The 16,354-nt window shown below is 42.5% G+C and carries 19 protein-coding genes and 1 tRNA gene; all 20 read left to right on the top strand.

The features are described from left to right. Positions 1-1,092: a nucleotidyltransferase gene (locus tag STRDD04_RS06235; RefSeq protein WP_062200333.1), complete on the top strand. Its 1,092-nt coding sequence runs from the start codon at positions 1-3 to the stop codon at positions 1,090-1,092. 138 nt (positions 1,093-1,230) lie between these two features. Continuing rightward, entirely contained in the window at positions 1,231-2,112 is an 882-nt protein-coding gene (locus STRDD04_RS06240) for a class II fructose-bisphosphate aldolase (protein WP_062200336.1), read from the top strand. A gap of 282 nt (positions 2,113-2,394) precedes the next feature. Continuing rightward, positions 2,395-3,387 carry an ABC transporter ATP-binding protein gene (locus tag STRDD04_RS06245; protein ID WP_062200338.1) on the top strand — a complete coding sequence of 331 codons (993 nt, stop codon included), beginning with the start codon at positions 2,395-2,397 and terminating at the stop codon, positions 3,385-3,387. A 1-nt stretch (position 3,388) separates the two neighbouring features. Then, positions 3,389-4,207: an ABC transporter permease gene (locus STRDD04_RS06250; RefSeq protein WP_062200341.1), complete on the top strand. Its 819-nt coding sequence runs from the start codon at positions 3,389-3,391 to the stop codon at positions 4,205-4,207. A gap of 1 nt (position 4,208) precedes the next feature. Next, positions 4,209-4,994 (top strand): ABC transporter permease, encoded by a 786-nt coding sequence (locus tag STRDD04_RS06255; RefSeq protein ID WP_062200343.1) that lies wholly within the window; start codon positions 4,209-4,211, stop codon positions 4,992-4,994. Positions 4,995-5,094: 100 nt separating this feature from the next. Beyond that, positions 5,095-5,167: transfer RNA gene (locus tag STRDD04_RS06260), tRNA-Thr, on the top strand. Positions 5,168-5,343: 176 nt separating this feature from the next. Next, a complete protein-coding gene (locus STRDD04_RS06265) occupies positions 5,344-5,790 on the top strand; it encodes a LytTR family DNA-binding domain-containing protein (protein WP_062200345.1) in 447 nt (148 codons plus the stop codon). A 5-nt stretch (positions 5,791-5,795) separates the two neighbouring features. Further along, positions 5,796-6,461 carry a LiaF transmembrane domain-containing protein gene (locus STRDD04_RS06270; protein ID WP_062200347.1) on the top strand — a complete coding sequence of 222 codons (666 nt, stop codon included), beginning with the start codon at positions 5,796-5,798 and terminating at the stop codon, positions 6,459-6,461. A gap of 132 nt (positions 6,462-6,593) precedes the next feature. After that, the gene (rpmB, locus tag STRDD04_RS06275) at positions 6,594-6,782 is read left to right on the top strand and encodes a 50S ribosomal protein L28 (RefSeq protein ID WP_001140948.1); all 189 of its coding nucleotides are present in this window, start codon (positions 6,594-6,596) and stop codon (positions 6,780-6,782) included. 147 nt (positions 6,783-6,929) lie between these two features. Then, a complete protein-coding gene (locus tag STRDD04_RS06280) occupies positions 6,930-7,295 on the top strand; it encodes an Asp23/Gls24 family envelope stress response protein (RefSeq protein WP_037616174.1) in 366 nt (121 codons plus the stop codon). 2 nt (positions 7,296-7,297) lie between these two features. Continuing rightward, positions 7,298-8,962 carry a DAK2 domain-containing protein gene (locus STRDD04_RS06285; RefSeq protein ID WP_062200350.1) on the top strand — a complete coding sequence of 555 codons (1,665 nt, stop codon included), beginning with the start codon at positions 7,298-7,300 and terminating at the stop codon, positions 8,960-8,962. Between the two features lie 104 nt (positions 8,963-9,066). Continuing rightward, entirely contained in the window at positions 9,067-9,618 is a 552-nt protein-coding gene (locus STRDD04_RS06290) for an SP0191 family lipoprotein (protein WP_062200353.1), read from the top strand. Between the two features lie 148 nt (positions 9,619-9,766). Further along, positions 9,767-9,943: a hypothetical protein gene (locus tag STRDD04_RS11170; protein ID WP_197460087.1), complete on the top strand. Its 177-nt coding sequence runs from the start codon at positions 9,767-9,769 to the stop codon at positions 9,941-9,943. Between the two features lie 183 nt (positions 9,944-10,126). Further along, positions 10,127-11,002, top strand: coding sequence for an ABC transporter ATP-binding protein (locus STRDD04_RS06300; protein ID WP_062200358.1), 876 nt, complete (start codon positions 10,127-10,129; stop codon positions 11,000-11,002). 12 nt (positions 11,003-11,014) lie between these two features. Beyond that, on the top strand, positions 11,015-11,749 hold the full coding sequence (locus STRDD04_RS06305; RefSeq protein WP_062200360.1) for an ABC transporter permease: 735 nt from the start codon (positions 11,015-11,017) through the stop codon (positions 11,747-11,749). 4 nt (positions 11,750-11,753) lie between these two features. Continuing rightward, positions 11,754-12,860, top strand: coding sequence for a sensor histidine kinase (locus tag STRDD04_RS06310; RefSeq protein WP_062200363.1), 1,107 nt, complete (start codon positions 11,754-11,756; stop codon positions 12,858-12,860). Continuing rightward, positions 12,857-13,456 carry a response regulator transcription factor gene (locus tag STRDD04_RS06315; RefSeq protein WP_062200365.1) on the top strand — a complete coding sequence of 200 codons (600 nt, stop codon included), beginning with the start codon at positions 12,857-12,859 and terminating at the stop codon, positions 13,454-13,456. The genes STRDD04_RS06310 and STRDD04_RS06315 overlap by 4 nt, the downstream gene beginning before the upstream one ends. A gap of 278 nt (positions 13,457-13,734) precedes the next feature. After that, complete coding sequence (locus tag STRDD04_RS06320) at positions 13,735-15,435, top strand: acetolactate synthase large subunit (RefSeq protein WP_062200369.1); 1,701 nt, start codon at positions 13,735-13,737, stop codon at positions 15,433-15,435. Then, complete coding sequence (ilvN, locus tag STRDD04_RS06325; RefSeq protein WP_037616118.1) at positions 15,428-15,904, top strand: acetolactate synthase small subunit; 477 nt, start codon at positions 15,428-15,430, stop codon at positions 15,902-15,904. Before STRDD04_RS06320 ends, ilvN begins: the two co-directional genes overlap by 8 nt. 65 nt (positions 15,905-15,969) lie before the next feature. Next, positions 15,970-16,354 (top strand): NAD(P)-binding domain-containing protein (locus STRDD04_RS11460; protein ID WP_231853899.1); only part of this gene is annotated, 385 nt, incomplete at its 3' end.

Here is a 16,354-nt window from a genome sequence, read left to right on the forward strand (position 1 = left end):
ATGACAATCACCGGTATTATCGCAGAGTTTAATCCTTTTCATAATGGGCACAAATACCTGCTGGAGCAGGCTTCAGGTCTGAAAATTATCGCTATGAGTGGCAATTTTGTCCAGCGAGGGGAGCCGGCTATCGTGGACAAGTGGACTCGGGCGCAGATGGCTTTAGAAGCCGGAGCGGATTTGGTTCTTGAGCTGCCTTTCTTGGTCAGCGTTCAGGCGGCAGACTTTTTCGCTAAGGGGGCAGTAGACATCTTAGAGAGGCTGGGCATCGAACAGCTAACTTTTGGAACTGAGGAAGTGCTGGACTACGAGAGTATTTCGAGGGTCTATGGTCAAAAGGCCGAGCAGATGGAGGCTTATCTGGCTGGCTTGCCTGATTCCCTATCCTATCCTCAGAAGACTCAGGCCATGTGGCAGGAGTTTGCAGGGCTCAATTTTTCAGGCTCTACGCCTAACCATATCTTGGGCTTGGCCTATGCTAAGGCTGTGGCGGGAAAGGCTATAAAGCTGTGTCCGATTCAACGTCAGGGGGCTGGTTATCATTCTTTGGATGCTGATCAGGAATTTGCTTCAGCCACAGCCCTTCGTCAGAATCTGGATCAGCCAGACTTTCTCAAAAAATTCACTCCAGCCTATCAATTGATTGACATGGCACCCAAGGTGACCTGGTCGGACCTCTTCCCTTATCTTCGTTACCAAATCGAGACTTGTCCGACTTTGACGGACTTCTATCAGGTCAATCAGGAATTGGCTGTTAGGATTAGAGAGGCCCTGAAAAGCAGTGAGACCATAGAGGAGCTAGTTGAGCAGGTGGCGACCAAGCGCTATACCAAGGCTCGGGTTCGGCGTCTGTTGACCTATATCCTGGTCGGAGCTAGACAAGAAGAGCTTCCGTCAGGGATTCATATCTTAGGTTTTTCCGAGCAGGGACGCCAGCATCTGGCCAGATTCAAGGGAAAAGTTGAACTGGTCAGCCGTATAGGCAAGGAGCCATGGGATAGTCTGACCCAGCAAGCTGACAAGGTTTATCAGCTGGGCAATCCGGCATTTATGGAACAGAATTTTGGGCGAATTCCAATACAGGTTGATTGATAAAATGTTTATATAAAATGGCGTCCCTTTTATATTTACTTAAAATTTCAGGAAAAACTAGCATTTTCCTTGAAAAAGTGATAAAATAAACAATGTAAGTGGTTTAATCCACAAAAAATAAGAGGAGGCCTGATAACAATGGCAATCGTTTCAGCAGAAAAATTTGTCCAAGCAGCTCGTGACAATGGTTACGCAGTTGGTGGATTCAACACAAACAACCTTGAGTGGACTCAAGCTATCCTGCGTGCGGCAGAAGCTAAAAAAGCTCCAGTTTTGATCCAAACTTCTATGGGTGCTGCTAAGTACATGGGTGGATACAAGGTATGTAAATCTCTCATTGAAAACCTTGTAGAATCAATGGGTATTACTGTACCAGTTGCAATTCACTTGGACCACGGTCACTACGAAGATGCGCTTGAATGTATCGAAGTTGGCTACACTTCTATCATGTTTGACGGTTCACACCTTCCAGTAGAAGAAAACCTTAAGTTGGCTAAGGAAGTTGTTGAAAAAGCACACGCTAAAGGTATCTCAGTGGAAGCTGAAGTTGGTACTATCGGTGGCGAAGAAGACGGTATCATCGGTAAAGGTGAACTGGCTCCAATCGAAGACGCTAAAGCAATGGTTGCAACTGGTATTGACTTCTTGGCGGCAGGTATCGGTAACATCCACGGCCCTTACCCAGCAAACTGGGAAGGTCTTGACCTTGACCACTTGAAGAAATTGACAGAAGCTCTTCCTGGCTTCCCAATTGTATTGCACGGTGGTTCAGGTATTCCTGATGACCAAATCCAAGCAGCGATCAAACTTGGTGTTGCGAAAGTCAACGTAAACACTGAATGCCAAATCGCATTTGCAAACGCAACTCGTCAATTTGTACGTGAATACGATGCAAACGAAGCAGAATACGACAAGAAGAAACTCTTCGACCCACGTAAATTCTTGAAACCAGGTTTCGAAGCTATTACAGCAGCTGTTGAAGAACGTATTGACGTATTTGGTTCAGAAGGTAAAGCTTAATCAGGCTATATACAAAACAGAAACCTGCCCGTAAGGGTGGGTTTTTTAGTGTTTTAAGAAAACTATTAAACCAGAATTTTTGATTAAAAGTATTATTTTAAGAGAGAAATCTCTAACTTCATAATCTATAGGCAAACGCTTGCATTCAATTTTTTATTGGACTATAATAGGTTGGTATAAAGCCTTCTATAATAGTAAAATTTAGAAGGTGTAGAAAGTAAGGATTTAGAATACTTATGTTTGAAAATACGATTTTCTATTCCTTACGATAGGGAGATAGATATGGCAATGATAGAAGTGGAACATCTTCAGAAAAATTTTGTAAAGACTGTTAAGGAACCAGGTTTGAAGGGAGCTTTGCGCTCCTTTATTCATCCTGAAAAGCAGACCTTTGAAGCGGTCAAGGATTTGACTTTTGCAGTTCCAAAAGGGCAGATTTTAGGATTTATCGGGGCAAATGGTGCTGGGAAGTCGACAACCATCAAAATGTTGACAGGAATTTTAAAGCCGACATCGGGCTATTGTCGGATCAATGGCAAGATTCCTCAGGATAATCGCCAAGATTATGTCAAGGATATTGGAGTGGTCTTCGGACAACGCACCCAGTTATGGTGGGATTTGGCTCTACAAGAGACCTACACGGTCTTGAAAGAGATTTACGATGTGCCAGACTCGCTCTTTCATAAGCGCATGGACTTTTTGAATGAGGTCTTGGATTTGAAGGAATTTATCAAGGACCCCGTGCGAACTCTTTCACTTGGGCAACGGATGCGTGCGGACATTGCGGCTTCCTTGCTCCACAATCCTAAAGTTCTCTTTTTAGATGAGCCGACCATTGGTTTGGATGTGTCGGTCAAGGATAACATTCGTCGGGCCATTACTCAGATCAATCAAGAGGAAGCAACAACCATTCTCTTGACCACTCATGACTTGAGTGATATTGAGCAACTTTGTGATCGGATTTTTATGATTGACAAGGGGCAGGAGATTTTTGATGGAACGGTGAGCCAGCTCAAGGAGACCTTTGGCAAGATGAAGACTCTTTCCTTTGAACTGGTACCAGGTCAAAGTCATCTAGTTTCTCACTATGAAGGCTTTTCGGATATGACCATTGATAGACAAGGAAACAGCCTTAATATTGAATTCGATAGTTCCCACTACCAGTCGGCTGATATTATCAAGCAAACCTTGTTTGATTTTGAGATTCGCGATTTGAAGATGGTGGATACGGATATTGAGGATATTATCCGTCGCTTCTACCGAAAGGAGCTCTAAGATGGTCAAATTGTGGAGACGTTATAAACCCTTTATCAATGCAGGGATTCAGGAGTTGATTACCTATCGAGTCAACTTTATTCTCTATCGGATTGGCGATGTCATGGGGGCCTTTGTTGCTTTTTATCTTTGGAAGGCAGTCTTTGATTCGTCGCAAGAGTCTTTGATTCAGGGCTTCAGTATGGCGGATATCACCCTCTATATCATCATGAGTTTTGTGACTAATCTTTTGACTAGGTCTGATAGTTCTTTTATGATTGGAGAGGAGGTCAAGGATGGCTCCATTATCATGCGCTTGCTGAGACCAGTTCATTTTGCGGCCTCTTATCTCTTCACCGAGCTTGGTTCCAAGTGGTTGATTTTTATCAGTGTAGGACTGCCATTTTTAACTGTCATTGTTTTGATGAAAATCTTATCTGGGCAAGGGATTTTGGAAGTGCTGGGATTAACTGTCCTTTATCTCTTTAGCTTAACGCTAGCCTACCTGATTAACTTTTTCTTTAATATCTGCTTTGGATTTTCAGCCTTTGTGTTTAAAAATCTATGGGGTTCCAATTTACTCAAGACTTCAATAGTGGCCTTTATGTCTGGAAGTTTGATTCCCTTGGCTTTCTTTCCCAAGGTAGTTTCAGATATTCTGTCCTTTTTGCCTTTTTCGTCCTTGATTTATACTCCAGTCATGATCATTGTTGGGAAATACGATGCCAGTCAGATTCTTAAAGCGCTTTTGCTACAGTTCTTCTGGCTCTTAGTGATGGTGGGCTTGTCTCAGTTAATTTGGAAACGAGTCCAGTCATTTATCACCATTCAAGGAGGTTAGTATGAAAAAATATCAACGCATGCATCTGATTTTTATCAGACAATACATCAAGCAAATCATGGAATACAAGGTTGATTTTGTGGTTGGTGTTTTAGGTGTCTTCCTGACCCAAGGCTTGAACCTCTTATTTCTCAACGTGCTCTTCCAACACATCCCTTCCTTGGAAGGCTGGACATTCCAAGAGATTGCCTTTATCTATGGCTTTTCCTTGATTCCCAAGGGTTTGGACCATCTCTTTTTTGACAATCTCTGGGCACTGGGGCAACGCTTGGTGCGAAAGGGAGAATTTGACAAATACCTGACTCGTCCAATCAATCCTCTCTTTCATATTCTAGTTGAAACATTTCAGATTGATGCTTTGGGAGAACTTTTGGTTGGTGGAATCCTGCTGGCAACAACGGTCACCAGTATTAGCTGGACCTTTCCTAAATTTTTGCTTTTCCTAGTTTGTATTCCTTTTGCGACCTTGATTTATACTTCCTTGAAAATTGCGACAGCTAGTATTGCTTTTTGGACCAAGCAATCAGGAGCGATGATCTACATTTTCTATATGTTCAATGATTTTGCCAAGTACCCGATTTCGATTTATCATTCGCTTCTTCGTTGGTTGATTAGTTTCATCGTGCCTTTCGCCTTTACGGCCTACTATCCTGCCAGCTATTTCTTGCAGAACAAGGATGGACTCTTTAATATTGGTGGTTTGATTCTGATTTCCCTTGTCTTCTTTGTCATTTCTTTGAAACTATGGGATAGGGGATTAGATGCCTATGAAAGTGCAGGATCGTAAGACGAATAATATCAAAGCCTTGTCTTGGGATGGTTTTTTGCTAATCTTGACGAAAATTCCTTGACATCTATTCTCAGAGTGCTATACTAAAAGGGTAATCGCCGATTTAGCTCAGTTGGTAGAGCAACGCACTCGTAACGCGTAGGTCACAGGTTCGATCCCTGCAATCGGCATGTTTATAAAGGGAAATCTTGTTAAGCCAAGGTTTCTTTTTTTTACTTGTGAAGAAACGGAATGTTCACCTGGTCGATTTAACCACTTACCAGTCGATATTGACCACTTACTGAAAATCCCTTGTTTCTTTTCAAGGAATTGTTATAATAAAAATAGAAAGAGGGGAGGAGTGCATATGAAAGTTCGGATTGAGCTAGATGACAGTTTAGCTGATACAGAATTAGTGATTCGAGTATCTCGGATTGATGAACGAATTCAAAAAATTCAAGATGTCCTAGAAGAATCTGCTGCTCCCACCATCCTCTTTTATAAGGAAAGTAGTGAGTATTTTGTGGAGTTAGCGGAGATTCTCTTTTTTGAGACCGATGGAGCTAAAATATTTGCCCATGCTCACAACGATGCTTATGAAGTCAAGTTGAAACTCTACGAATTGGAGGAATTACTTCCCCGCTATTTTTGCAGGATTTCCAAATCAACCATTGTGAATGCTAAGGCAATCTACTCTTTGGAAAAGTCTTTCTCAGGCACCAGTTCTGTACAGTTTTCTAAAACGCATAAGAAAGTGCATGTTTCAAGGCATTATTATCAGTTGTTAAAAGAAAAGTTAAGTGAAGTGAGGTAATCATCATGAAAAAAACAATTTTGGGAATCGGTTTTTTGGTCTTGGCGGGCTGGGTTTTGCTTCAGGGAAACTTTGGTATTCCTATGTTCAATTTCAATATTTGGCCTTTGCTTTTGATTGGTATGTTTGTCTATTTTTCCTTGGAAAATTTCTTAGAGGGCGACTTTGGCACCGGTCTCGTCATGTCGATGATTGCCCTGATTATTGCCAATTCTGTCTACCACTTTTTGGCCATTTCTACAGGAACCTTGGTTTTGGGCGGTATTCTGGCTTGTATTGGTTTAAATATGATTTTTAAGCCTCGAAAGATTTGGTGCTATCGACATTTTTCTAGAAAAGGCCTATCCACGACTGAGGGGGAAATTTCCTTTGGTAGCGGCACTCGCTATATCAACTCGGATAATTTTACCTACGAGAAGTTAGACTGTACTTTTGGCAGTGCATCAGTTTACTTTGATAATGCAACCATTGTAGAGGAGTCAGCAACTTTTGAAGTAGATCTGTCTTTCGGTAGTGCGACGCTATACATTCCGAGCAACTGGCGGGTAGAGCTAAATGTGGATAATGCTTTCGGTACAGTCGTTAATCCGCATAATGTCAATGAAAAGGATAAAACCTTGTATATACGCGGCGATATTGCCTTTGGAACGTTGAAGATTGTTTATATTTGAAAACGGATTATTGTCACATTTTACAAAGTTTGGGAAAATTTACTTGCCAAATAGTGAGTTTTTTGATAATATAGTACGGTATGTGGTGCTAGCACATCCGTAATATTAGATCTAATAGGAGGAAACACGATAATGGCTAAAGTATGTTACTTTACAGGTCGTAAGACTGTATCTGGAAACAACCGCTCTCACGCGATGAACCAAACAAAACGCGCTGTTAAACCAAATCTTCAAAAAGTTACTGTTTTGATTGACGGAAAACCTAAAAAAGTTTGGGCTTCAGCTCGCGCGCTTAAGTCAGGTAAAGTTGAACGCGTTTAATGTATAAAAGGGATTGGAAAGATTTCTTTCTTTCCTTTTTTTGTTGGTTTAATTTTCAGGCTAGACAGTTTATTTCTATCCTTCCTCTTTTACACCCTGTCTAAAATATGGTAAAATAAACTATAAAATACTTTTGAGGTACAAATGATGACTGTAAAGATCAATACAAAAGATGGTCAAATCGAACTGACTGATGATGTGATTGCGACAATCGTTGGCGGTGCAGCGACTGAAATTTTTGGTGTGGTTGGTATGGCCAGCAAGAAGGCAATTAAAGACAACTTTCAAGCACTTTTGGGTAAAGAAAACTATGCCAAGGGTGTGGTAGTGAAAACGACTGAAGATGGTGGCATTGCAGTTGATGTTTATACCGTTTTGAGTTACGGCGTTAAAATCAGTGAAGTTTCCAAAAACATCCAAGAACGGGTCAAGTTTAGTTTGGAAAATCAACTCGGAATCACTGCCCACACAGTGAATGTTTATATCCAAAATATTAAAGTTGTAGGAGAATAATCGTGTCAAATATTACTACTAGTTTATTTCAAGAAATGGTGCAGGCAGCATCAACTCGTTTAAATAAACAGGCTGAATATGTCAATTCGTTAAATGTTTTTCCAGTTCCAGATGGGGACACAGGTACCAATATGGGCATGACCATCGAAAATGGTGCCAAAGAGGTAGCGGATAAGTCAGCTTCTACGGTCGGTGAAGTGGCTGCTATCTTTGCCAAGGGACTCTTGATGGGTGCGCGTGGAAATTCTGGTGTTATCACTTCTCAGCTTTTCCGTGGTTTTTCGCAAAGTGTCAAAGGAAAAGATGAGTTAGATGGGAAAGAGTTGGCTCGTGCTTTCCAATCAGGTGTAGAAGTGGCCTATAAGGCTGTCATGAAACCGGTGGAAGGAACGATTTTGACCGTTTCCCGTGGTGCGGCTATCGGTGCCAAGAAGAAAGCTGAAGCGACAAATGATGCAGTTGAGGTCATGAAAGCTGCCCTTGAGGGAGCAAAGACTGCCCTTGCTAAAACGCCGGATATGCTGCCAGTTCTCAAGGAAGTCGGTGTTGTGGACTCTGGTGGTCAAGGTTTGGTCTTTATCTATGAAGGCTTCCTGTCTGCCCTGACTGGCGAATATATTGCATCAGAAGATTTCCAAGCAACTCCGGCTACGATGAGCCAGATGATCAATGCTGAACACCACAAGTCTGTAGCAGGGCATGTGGCGACAGAAGACATCACTTTTGGTTATTGTACAGAAATCATGGTGGCTTTGAAGCAAGGTCCAACCTATGTCAAGGACTTTGACTATGATGAATTCCGCAATTATTTAAATGATTTAGGGGATTCTCTCTTGGTGGTCAATGACGATGAGATTGTCAAGGTGCACGTCCATACAGAAGACCCAGGTCTTGTCATGCAAGAAGGGCTGAAGTACGGTAGTCTGGTCAAGGTAAAAGTGGACAACATGCGTAACCAGCACGAAGCCCAGCTTGAAAAGGAAGAAAAAGCTACTAAGCCAGCTGAGGAAAAAGAATATGCCATTATTGCAGTAGTAGCTGGTGAAGGTCTTGCTGAAATCTTCAAAGCTCAGGGAGTGGACTATGTCATTTCTGGCGGTCAGACCATGAACCCTTCTACGGAGGACTTTATCAAGGCTGTTGAGCAGGTCAATGCGCGCAATATCATCATCCTACCAAACAATAAAAACATCTTTATGGCGGCACAGTCTGCTGCAGAGGTGCTTGAGCAACCAACGACAGTGATTGAGACGCGTACGCTTCCTCAAGGTTTGACGAGTCTCTTGGCCTTTGATGGTGGAAAAACAATCGAAGAGAACCATGAGCGGATGACGGCTGCGTTGAGTGATGTGGTCAGTGGTAGCATTACGACTGCAGTTCGCGATACGACGATTGATGGCTTGGAAATCCATGAAAATGATAACTTGGGTATGGTCGATGGCAAAATCGTTGTGTCAAATCCAGATATGCTGGCAACTTTGAAAGCAACCTTTGCTAAGATGTTGGATGAAGACAGTGAAATTGTTTCCATTTATATCGGAGAAGACGGCAATGAGGAATTGGCGAACGGTCTGGCTCAAGATCTGATGGAAGAGTATGAAGATGTAGAAGTCGAAATCCACCAAGGAAATCAGCCGGTCTATCCATACATTTTTAGTGTAGAATAATTTATGTAGGCAATCGTTGGATTGCCTTTTTGCTTTGCGGCAGGAAATACTTAGACAGGAAAAGGATATTATGTTATACTAAAAATAAAAAGGAGTAATGAAATATGAAAAGATTAGCCTTTCTTTTGGCTGTAGTTTCGGTTTTATTGTCGGGCTGTGCTTTATTGAATAGGCATTCAAATCGACCGAATCAAACATCAAGCAACGCCTCCTCTGTAGAATCACCCACTAATCAGAAAATTATCAGCAAGGTTCTTGTTGGGAAGATTGATGGCATAGAACACCGAGATACAATTACCTACCAAGGGAAAAAGTTACTGCGTCTCCGCATGGAATTGATTAGTGAGCTTCCTCAGGAAATAACAGATGTCGCTGCTACGATGAGCCCAAATGAACTGACCAAACTGATTCGCGAAGCCATGCAGGAAGACCCGGATTTTGTAGAAGCTCAACGGTTAGATGGTTTTTCCGCTGATTATTCGGTAACGGCTGATAAAAAATTGCAGGTTGTGATTGATCTGGATTTACAGAAAATTAATGTGGATAAGGTAGAAGACTTATCTTACTTCGAAGACTTTGGCATAAGTGATATAAAAGATGCGACTCCGGAAATGTTTATTTTAGGGATGAAATTGGGCGGCTTGAAAGAAGAATAAGAATATTTAAAAGGCGAGTCATCTCGTCTTTTTTTGCTGTCTAGAAACCATGACATTTGTCATATCAGGCAGTGACAAAATCATCTAGTCGGAAGAGGGGGGAAGTTTTATAATAAAAGTAAGAAATGAAGAAATCAGGAGTAGTGACATGAAAATATGGTTGATAAAAGTAACAGTCTTGAGTCTTGTTGGGATGATGTTTTATCAGTTGGCAGGAATGAGCGGAGCAAGTCTTTACCGCTTTCCTTGGGAGATTTTTGCTAGCTTGGGAATGGCTAGCTATGTCCTAAAGGAAGTGGCTAAGTTAAGCAAAAGGGGAAAGTAGAAATGAAAAAGCACTTGACCCTCTTATTCATTGGAGTTGCAATGGGTGTATGGTGTTTTCAGATGATACCGGGTTTTCTGTTGGAATTTCTACCTCGGCAATTTTATATAGGAGTATGGGGAGTGATTCTAGTTGTCTTTGTCATCTGGCCGCTCATCTATGATTTTATTAAGGAGGAAGATCATGAAATTGATTGAAGTGAAAAAGCTATCTAAAAGCATTCGGGGGAAAGAGATTTTGCGCCACATTTCCTTTGACATTGAAGAAGGGGATTGTGTGGCTTTGATTGGCCCCAACGGAGCTGGCAAAACAACTCTGATGGACTGTCTCCTAGGCGATAAATTCCTGACTTCTGGTCAAGCTCTAGTTCAAGGGTTAAAGCCAACGGATAATCGTTTAAAAGAGATGGTTGCCATTTTGCCTCAGGAAAATACAGTGGTGGGGGATTTGAAAGTCAAGGAACTCCTCGCTTTCTTTCGCTCTATTTATCCTAATAGCCTGTCTGAAGAGGAAATCGATGCCTTGTTGGGCTTTTCTGACAAGCAAAAGAACCAGCTGGCTTCCAAGCTCTCTGGTGGTCAAAAACGTCTCTTCTCCTTTATCTTAGCCTTGATTGGCCGTCCAAAGATTCTTTTCTTGGATGAACCGACTTCGGCAATGGATACTTCGACGCGCCAGCATTTCTGGGAAATAGTGGACCAGCTCAAGAAGCAAGGCGTAACCATTGTTTATTCTTCTCACTATATTGAAGAAGTGGAGCATACGGCTGACCGGATTTTGGTGCTCCACAAGGGAGAACTAATCCGCGACACCACACCTTATGCTATGCGGAAGGAAGAGCAGGAAAAACACTTCACACTGCCCCTTTCCTATAAAGAAATCGTGGAAAAGATAGCTGGTGTGACAGAGATTGAAATCAAGCAAAAGGCGCTATCTTTTGCGACCAAGGATGCCAGTCAAGTCTGGCAAATTCTGCAGGAGCATGGCTGTACGATTGAAGAAATCGAAGTCCGCAATCGCACCCTGCTGGATAGTATTTTTGAGACGACACAAGAGTAAAGGAGCAGTATCATGAAAAATATGGCAAGTTTAATGAAAATGGAGCTAATTTTGATGAAGCGGCAGGCAGCTTACTACCTGCTCTCTATCGGGTTGCCCAGCGTTTTCTATCTGATCTTTTCAGGAATGATGTCAGGTTCTGATGTACCGGCTCTTGTGCTCCAGACCTATCTTTTTTCTATGACAGTTTTTAGTATCATGTCTAGTGCTTTTTTCAGCATTCCCAGCACCTTGCAGTCGGACAAGACCAATAACTGGCAAAAATTGATTCAGCATTCGCCCGTTTCTATGGTAGAATATTATATATCAAAGCTTTTTAGTACTTTACTGACCTTTCTGCTTTCCATTATCGTGGTCTTCTCTGTCGGACATTTCGTTCGTGGAGTCAATGTGCCCATGATGGACTGGCTAATGATTGCACTGATTCTTTTGATCGGTAGTCTGGTCTTTATCGCCATGGGCGTCTTGGTCAGTCTCCTGCCCAGTGCCCAGCTTATGTCGGTCGTAGGCAATATCGTTTATATGGCTTTAGCGGTCTTGGGTGGGCTTTGGTTTCCACTGACTATGTTTCCAGACTGGCTACAACCCATCGGCAAGCTAACGCCAAGCTATCAGCTCATGCAGGTAGTCTCTTCCTATTTGGAACACCATGACTGGAATGTTTCTGCCATGCTAATCGTTCTAGCTTACACCATTTTCTTTAGCATTTTAGTCCTTCAGCTCAAAAAACGGATTGAGGTTAAATAATTCTATGTGGGAAAAATTCAAAAACATACATTATATGTTTCATATTTCTCTGGTCTTTATCATTTTTCCAATAGCGGGTGTCATCAGCGGTGAATACCCGCTTTTGACTTTGCTTTGGACAGCATTGTTTATCGGGGCCTATTACACCATCCTCACGGAGAAAAAGCCTTTCTACCAGGCTCTGTCCTGGTGGGTCATGCTTGCTTACATTTTTTACACTTCCATTTGGCTGAATGTGGGCTTTGTTTGGTATATTTTTTATTTATCAAATCTTCTAATTTATCATTACAAGGCAATTTCCTTTACATCTTGGCGTTTCTGGAGTTTTCTAGCTATCCAGCCTGCTCTTCTGGTCGGGTTGTATCTGCAACATCAATTGAGCACCGGCTATTTGATCTTTTTCCCGACGACTTTCCTCTTTTCGGATTTCTTGACCCTGGGTCTGCATCGGATCCAAGTCGCTGAACAGCTCAAGGAAGAAAAAAGTAAGCAAAATGCCCAGCTCAATCTTTTCTTGGCGGAAAATGAGCGCAATCGAATCGGACGGGATTTACATGATAGTTTGGGCCATACCTTTGCCATGCTCAGCGTCAAGACAGAGCTGGCCCAGCAATTCTTGCAAATGGAGGCCTACGAGCAGGCGGAGAAAGAGATGGAGGAAGTGCGACGGATCAGTAAGCAGGCCATGGCTGATGTTCGACGGATTGTAGACAATCTCAAGACGCGGACGCTGGATGAAGAATTAGAAACAATTCGAACTATGCTGGAAATGAGTGATATTGAGGTGGAGCTTCATAATCAGCTCAATGTCGCCAGCATTCCTACGGAAATCCAGTTTACCATTAGTATGATAATATTGGAGTTGGTAACCAATATTATCAAGCATGCGGAGGCCAAGAAGTCCAAGATTGATTTACATACGCGGCATCAAGAGTTGATTTTGGACGTCCAAGATGATGGCAGAGGTTTTAAGCGAGTCACTGGTCGAGAGCTGCATTCAGTTCGAGAGCGCTTGGAGGGGATTGACGGTACAGTGGAGGTCATCAGCAGCCAGCAACCGACCATTATTCGCGTGCGATTGCCGTATAGGGTTAAAGGAGATGAGAGATGAAGGTATTATTAGCAGAAGACCAGAGTATGCTTCGGGATGCTCTTTGTCAGCTCTTGCAGTTGCAGCCAGATGTTGAAGTTGTTTATCAGGCGGCTGATGGACGCGAGGCGGTGGCATTGCTCAGCACTGAGCAGGTAGATGTGGCCATCTTGGATGTGGAAATGCCCTATCAGACGGGACTGGATGTTCTAGAATGGATGAAGGAGTATCAGCCAGCTGTCAAGGTCATCATTGTGACGACTTTTAAGCGGCCAGGCTATTTTGAGCGGGCGGTCAAGGCGGATGTTGATGCCTATGTACTCAAGGAGCGCAGCATTGCAGACCTGATGAAGACCATCCATACTGTCTTGGCTGGGCAAAAAGAATACTCGCCTGAACTTATGGAAGTGCTGATGACCCATAAAAATCCCCTCTCCCATCAAGAGCTTCTAGTCCTAGAGGCAGCAGCAACTGGGCTTTCTAATAAAGAAATTGCTGAAAAGCTCTATTTATCAAATGGAACCATTCGCAACTATATGTCGGCTATCCTGACCAAGCTGGCAGCCGACAATCGCACAGAAGCGGTTCGGATCGCTCAAGATCAAGGATGGATATAAAGAACTTATCTCGTTAAATTCGGATTTAGCGAGATTTTGTTGCATATTTTGTTCAAAATTTAAAAAATTTCATGCAATACTTGCAATTTTTTTTCAAAAATGTTATCATAGTAGAAAGCTTTTTGAATTTTTAGAAAATTGTAAATTAATAATTGAGATTAGACTGATTGTCCAAAATCAATCGGCAGCATTTCAGTTTTAGGAATAGGGCTTTGCTGGCTGATGATATAAAAGTAGACACTTAGTTTTGAACATTCTCGATTTTAGAAAGGGGAATTATGGAGAAAATCAAACTGGAAACTCCGAAGACAGGTTCGGAACTTCTTTTAGAAACCTTGGAAAAATTAGGTGTTGATACCATTTTTGGTTATCCAGGCGGAGCGGTCCTGCCGCTTTATGACGCTATCTATAGTTTTAAAGGCATTCGTCATATTCTAGGTCGGCATGAGCAAGGTTGTGTCCATGAAGCTGAAGGTTACGCTAAGTCAACGGGTAAAATCGGTGTTGCTGTTGTGACTAGTGGACCGGGAGCGACCAACGCTATTACTGGCATCGCAGATGCTATGAGTGACAGTGTTCCCCTTTTGGTTTTCACTGGTCAGGTTGCCAAATCTGGAATTGGGAAAGATGCCTTCCAAGAAGCAGATATTGTTGGCATTACAACTCCTATCACTAAATATAATTATCAGGTTCGTGAAACTGCGGATATTCCGCGGATTATCACAGAAGCAATTCATATTGCGACGACAGGCCGTCCAGGTCCGGTTGTCATTGATCTTCCAAAAGATGTCTCTGCTTTGGAAACTGATTTTATTTATGATCCGGCTGTTCATTTGCCAAGTTACCAACCAACAATTGTTCCAAACGAATTGCAAATCAAGAAGATTTTGAAGCAATTGTCCAAAGCTAAGAAACCTGTTCTTGTATCAGGAGGTGGAGTTAGCTATGCGGAAGCAGCGACAGAATTAGTAGCTTTTGCGGAGCGTTATCAAATTCCGGTTGTGACGAGTTTGTTGGGACAGGGAACGATTGCGACAGATCATCCGCTTTTCCTAGGAATGGGCGGCATGCATGGTTCATTTGCTGCAAACATTGCTATGACAGAAGCGGATTTTATGATTAGCATAGGCTGCCGTTTTGATGACCGCTTGACGGGGAATCCCAAGACCTTTGCTAAGAATGCAAAGGTTGTGCATATTGATATTGATCCAGCAGAAATTGGGAAGATTATTAATGTCGACATTCCGGTTGTTGGAGATGCCAAGAAAGCTTTGACGATGCTTTTGGCAGAAGAGCCCGTTCACAATAATACAGAAAAGTGGATTGACAAAGTAACCGAAGATAAAAATAGGGTCCGTTCTTATGATAAAAAAGAACGTGTAGTCCAGCCACAGGCTGTCATTGAGTGTGTGGGCGAGCTAACCAAAGGAGAGGCTATTATCGTTACAGATGTTGGGCAACACCAGATGTGGACAGCTCAGTATTATCCCTATAAAAATGAACGTCAACTAGTCACTTCTGGTGGACTTGGAACCATGGGCTTCGGTGTCCCAGCTGCAATCGGTGCTAAAATTGCTAATCCAGATAAAGAAGTTGTTCTTTTTGTCGGGGATGGTGGCTATCAGATGACCAATCAGGAAATGGCTATCCTAAATATTTATAAAGTACCGATTAAGGTGATTATGCTGAACAATCATTCGTTAGGAATGGTTAGGCAATGGCAGGAAGCCTTTTATGAAGGCAGAACGTCGGAATCAGTTTTTGACAGCCTTCCAGACTTTCAATTAATGGCTCAGGCTTATGGCGTTAAATCTTATAAGTTTAACAATCCAGAAACCATTACTCAAGATTTGGAAGTCATCCGAGAAGATGTGCCGATGTTTATCGAAGTGGATATTTCCCGCAAAGAGCACGTGCTTCCAATGGTGCCAGCTGGCAAGAGCAATCATGAAATGTTGGGGGTGAAGTTTAATGCGTAGAATGTTAACAGCTAAACTCCAAAACCGTTCGGGCGTTTTGAATCGTTTCACAGGTGTCCTTTCTCGGCGTCAGGTTAATATTGAAAGTATCTCAGTCGGTCCGACAGAGACTCCAGATGTTTCTCGGATTACCATCATAATTGATGTGGCTTCTCTGGCTGAGGTGGAGCAGATTATCAAGCAGCTTAACCGTCAAATTGATGTGATTCGTGTTCGAGACATCACCGACCATCCGCATTTAGAGCGCGAAGTGATTCTCGTTAAGGTCTCGGCTCCTGCAGATAAACGGGCAGAGCTGTTAGCGATTATTCAGCCTTTCCGTGCAACAGTCGTGGATGTCGCACCGAGTTCCATCACTATTCAAATGACAGGGGATGCTGAAAAAAGCGAGGCCTTGCTTCGTGTCATCCGTCCTTATGGTATCCGCAACATTGCTCGGACTGGAGCAATCGGTTTTACGAGAGACTAACCCTACTAATGACTCCGTTATAACAGCCTAAAAAGGCAAATAAAAGATAGAAAAGAGTGTAAAAGATGGCAGTAACAATGGAATACGAAAAAGATGTAAAAGTAGCAGCACTTGACGGTAAGAAAATTGCCGTGATTGGTTATGGTTCACAAGGTCACGCTCATGCGCAGAACTTGCGTGATACCGGTCATGATGTGATTATCGGTGTGCGTCCAGGTAAATCATTTGACAAGGCCAAAGAAGATGGATTTGAGACTTATACAGTAGCAGAAGCGTCTAAACTAGCTGATGTTATCATGATCTTGGCACCAGACGAAATCCAACAAGAGCTTTATGAAGCGGAGATCGCTCCAAACTTGGAAGCTGGTAATGCTGTTGGTTTTGCACATGGCTTCAATATCCATTTTGAATTTATCAAGGTTCCTGCTGATGTAGATGTCTTCATGTGTG

Source organism: Streptococcus sp. DD04, assembly GCF_001578725.1.
Lineage (GTDB): Bacteria > Bacillota > Bacilli > Lactobacillales > Streptococcaceae > Streptococcus > Streptococcus sinensis.

Bases quoted from the DNA above. Each gene is read 5' to 3' on its own strand.
- STRDD04_RS06235 (WP_062200333.1), top strand. From the start codon at position 1: ATGACAATCACCGGTATTATCGCAGAGTTTAATCCTTTTCATAATGGG.
- STRDD04_RS06240 (WP_062200336.1), top strand. From the start codon at position 1,231: ATGGCAATCGTTTCAGCAGAAAAATTTGTCCAAGCAGCTCGTGACAAT.
- STRDD04_RS06245 (WP_062200338.1), top strand. From the start codon at position 2,395: ATGGCAATGATAGAAGTGGAACATCTTCAGAAAAATTTTGTAAAGACT.
- STRDD04_RS06250 (WP_062200341.1), top strand. From the start codon at position 3,389: ATGGTCAAATTGTGGAGACGTTATAAACCCTTTATCAATGCAGGGATT.
- STRDD04_RS06255 (WP_062200343.1), top strand. From the start codon at position 4,209: ATGAAAAAATATCAACGCATGCATCTGATTTTTATCAGACAATACATC.
- STRDD04_RS06265 (WP_062200345.1), top strand. From the start codon at position 5,344: ATGAAAGTTCGGATTGAGCTAGATGACAGTTTAGCTGATACAGAATTA.
- STRDD04_RS06270 (WP_062200347.1), top strand. From the start codon at position 5,796: ATGAAAAAAACAATTTTGGGAATCGGTTTTTTGGTCTTGGCGGGCTGG.
- rpmB (WP_001140948.1), top strand. From the start codon at position 6,594: ATGGCTAAAGTATGTTACTTTACAGGTCGTAAGACTGTATCTGGAAAC.
- STRDD04_RS06280 (WP_037616174.1), top strand. From the start codon at position 6,930: ATGACTGTAAAGATCAATACAAAAGATGGTCAAATCGAACTGACTGAT.
- STRDD04_RS06290 (WP_062200353.1), top strand. From the start codon at position 9,067: ATGAAAAGATTAGCCTTTCTTTTGGCTGTAGTTTCGGTTTTATTGTCG.
- STRDD04_RS11170 (WP_197460087.1), top strand. From the start codon at position 9,767: ATGAAAATATGGTTGATAAAAGTAACAGTCTTGAGTCTTGTTGGGATG.
- STRDD04_RS06300 (WP_062200358.1), top strand. From the start codon at position 10,127: ATGAAATTGATTGAAGTGAAAAAGCTATCTAAAAGCATTCGGGGGAAA.
- STRDD04_RS06305 (WP_062200360.1), top strand. From the start codon at position 11,015: ATGAAAAATATGGCAAGTTTAATGAAAATGGAGCTAATTTTGATGAAG.
- STRDD04_RS06310 (WP_062200363.1), top strand. From the start codon at position 11,754: ATGTGGGAAAAATTCAAAAACATACATTATATGTTTCATATTTCTCTG.
- STRDD04_RS06315 (WP_062200365.1), top strand. From the start codon at position 12,857: ATGAAGGTATTATTAGCAGAAGACCAGAGTATGCTTCGGGATGCTCTT.
- STRDD04_RS06320 (WP_062200369.1), top strand. From the start codon at position 13,735: ATGGAGAAAATCAAACTGGAAACTCCGAAGACAGGTTCGGAACTTCTT.
- ilvN (WP_037616118.1), top strand. From the start codon at position 15,428: ATGCGTAGAATGTTAACAGCTAAACTCCAAAACCGTTCGGGCGTTTTG.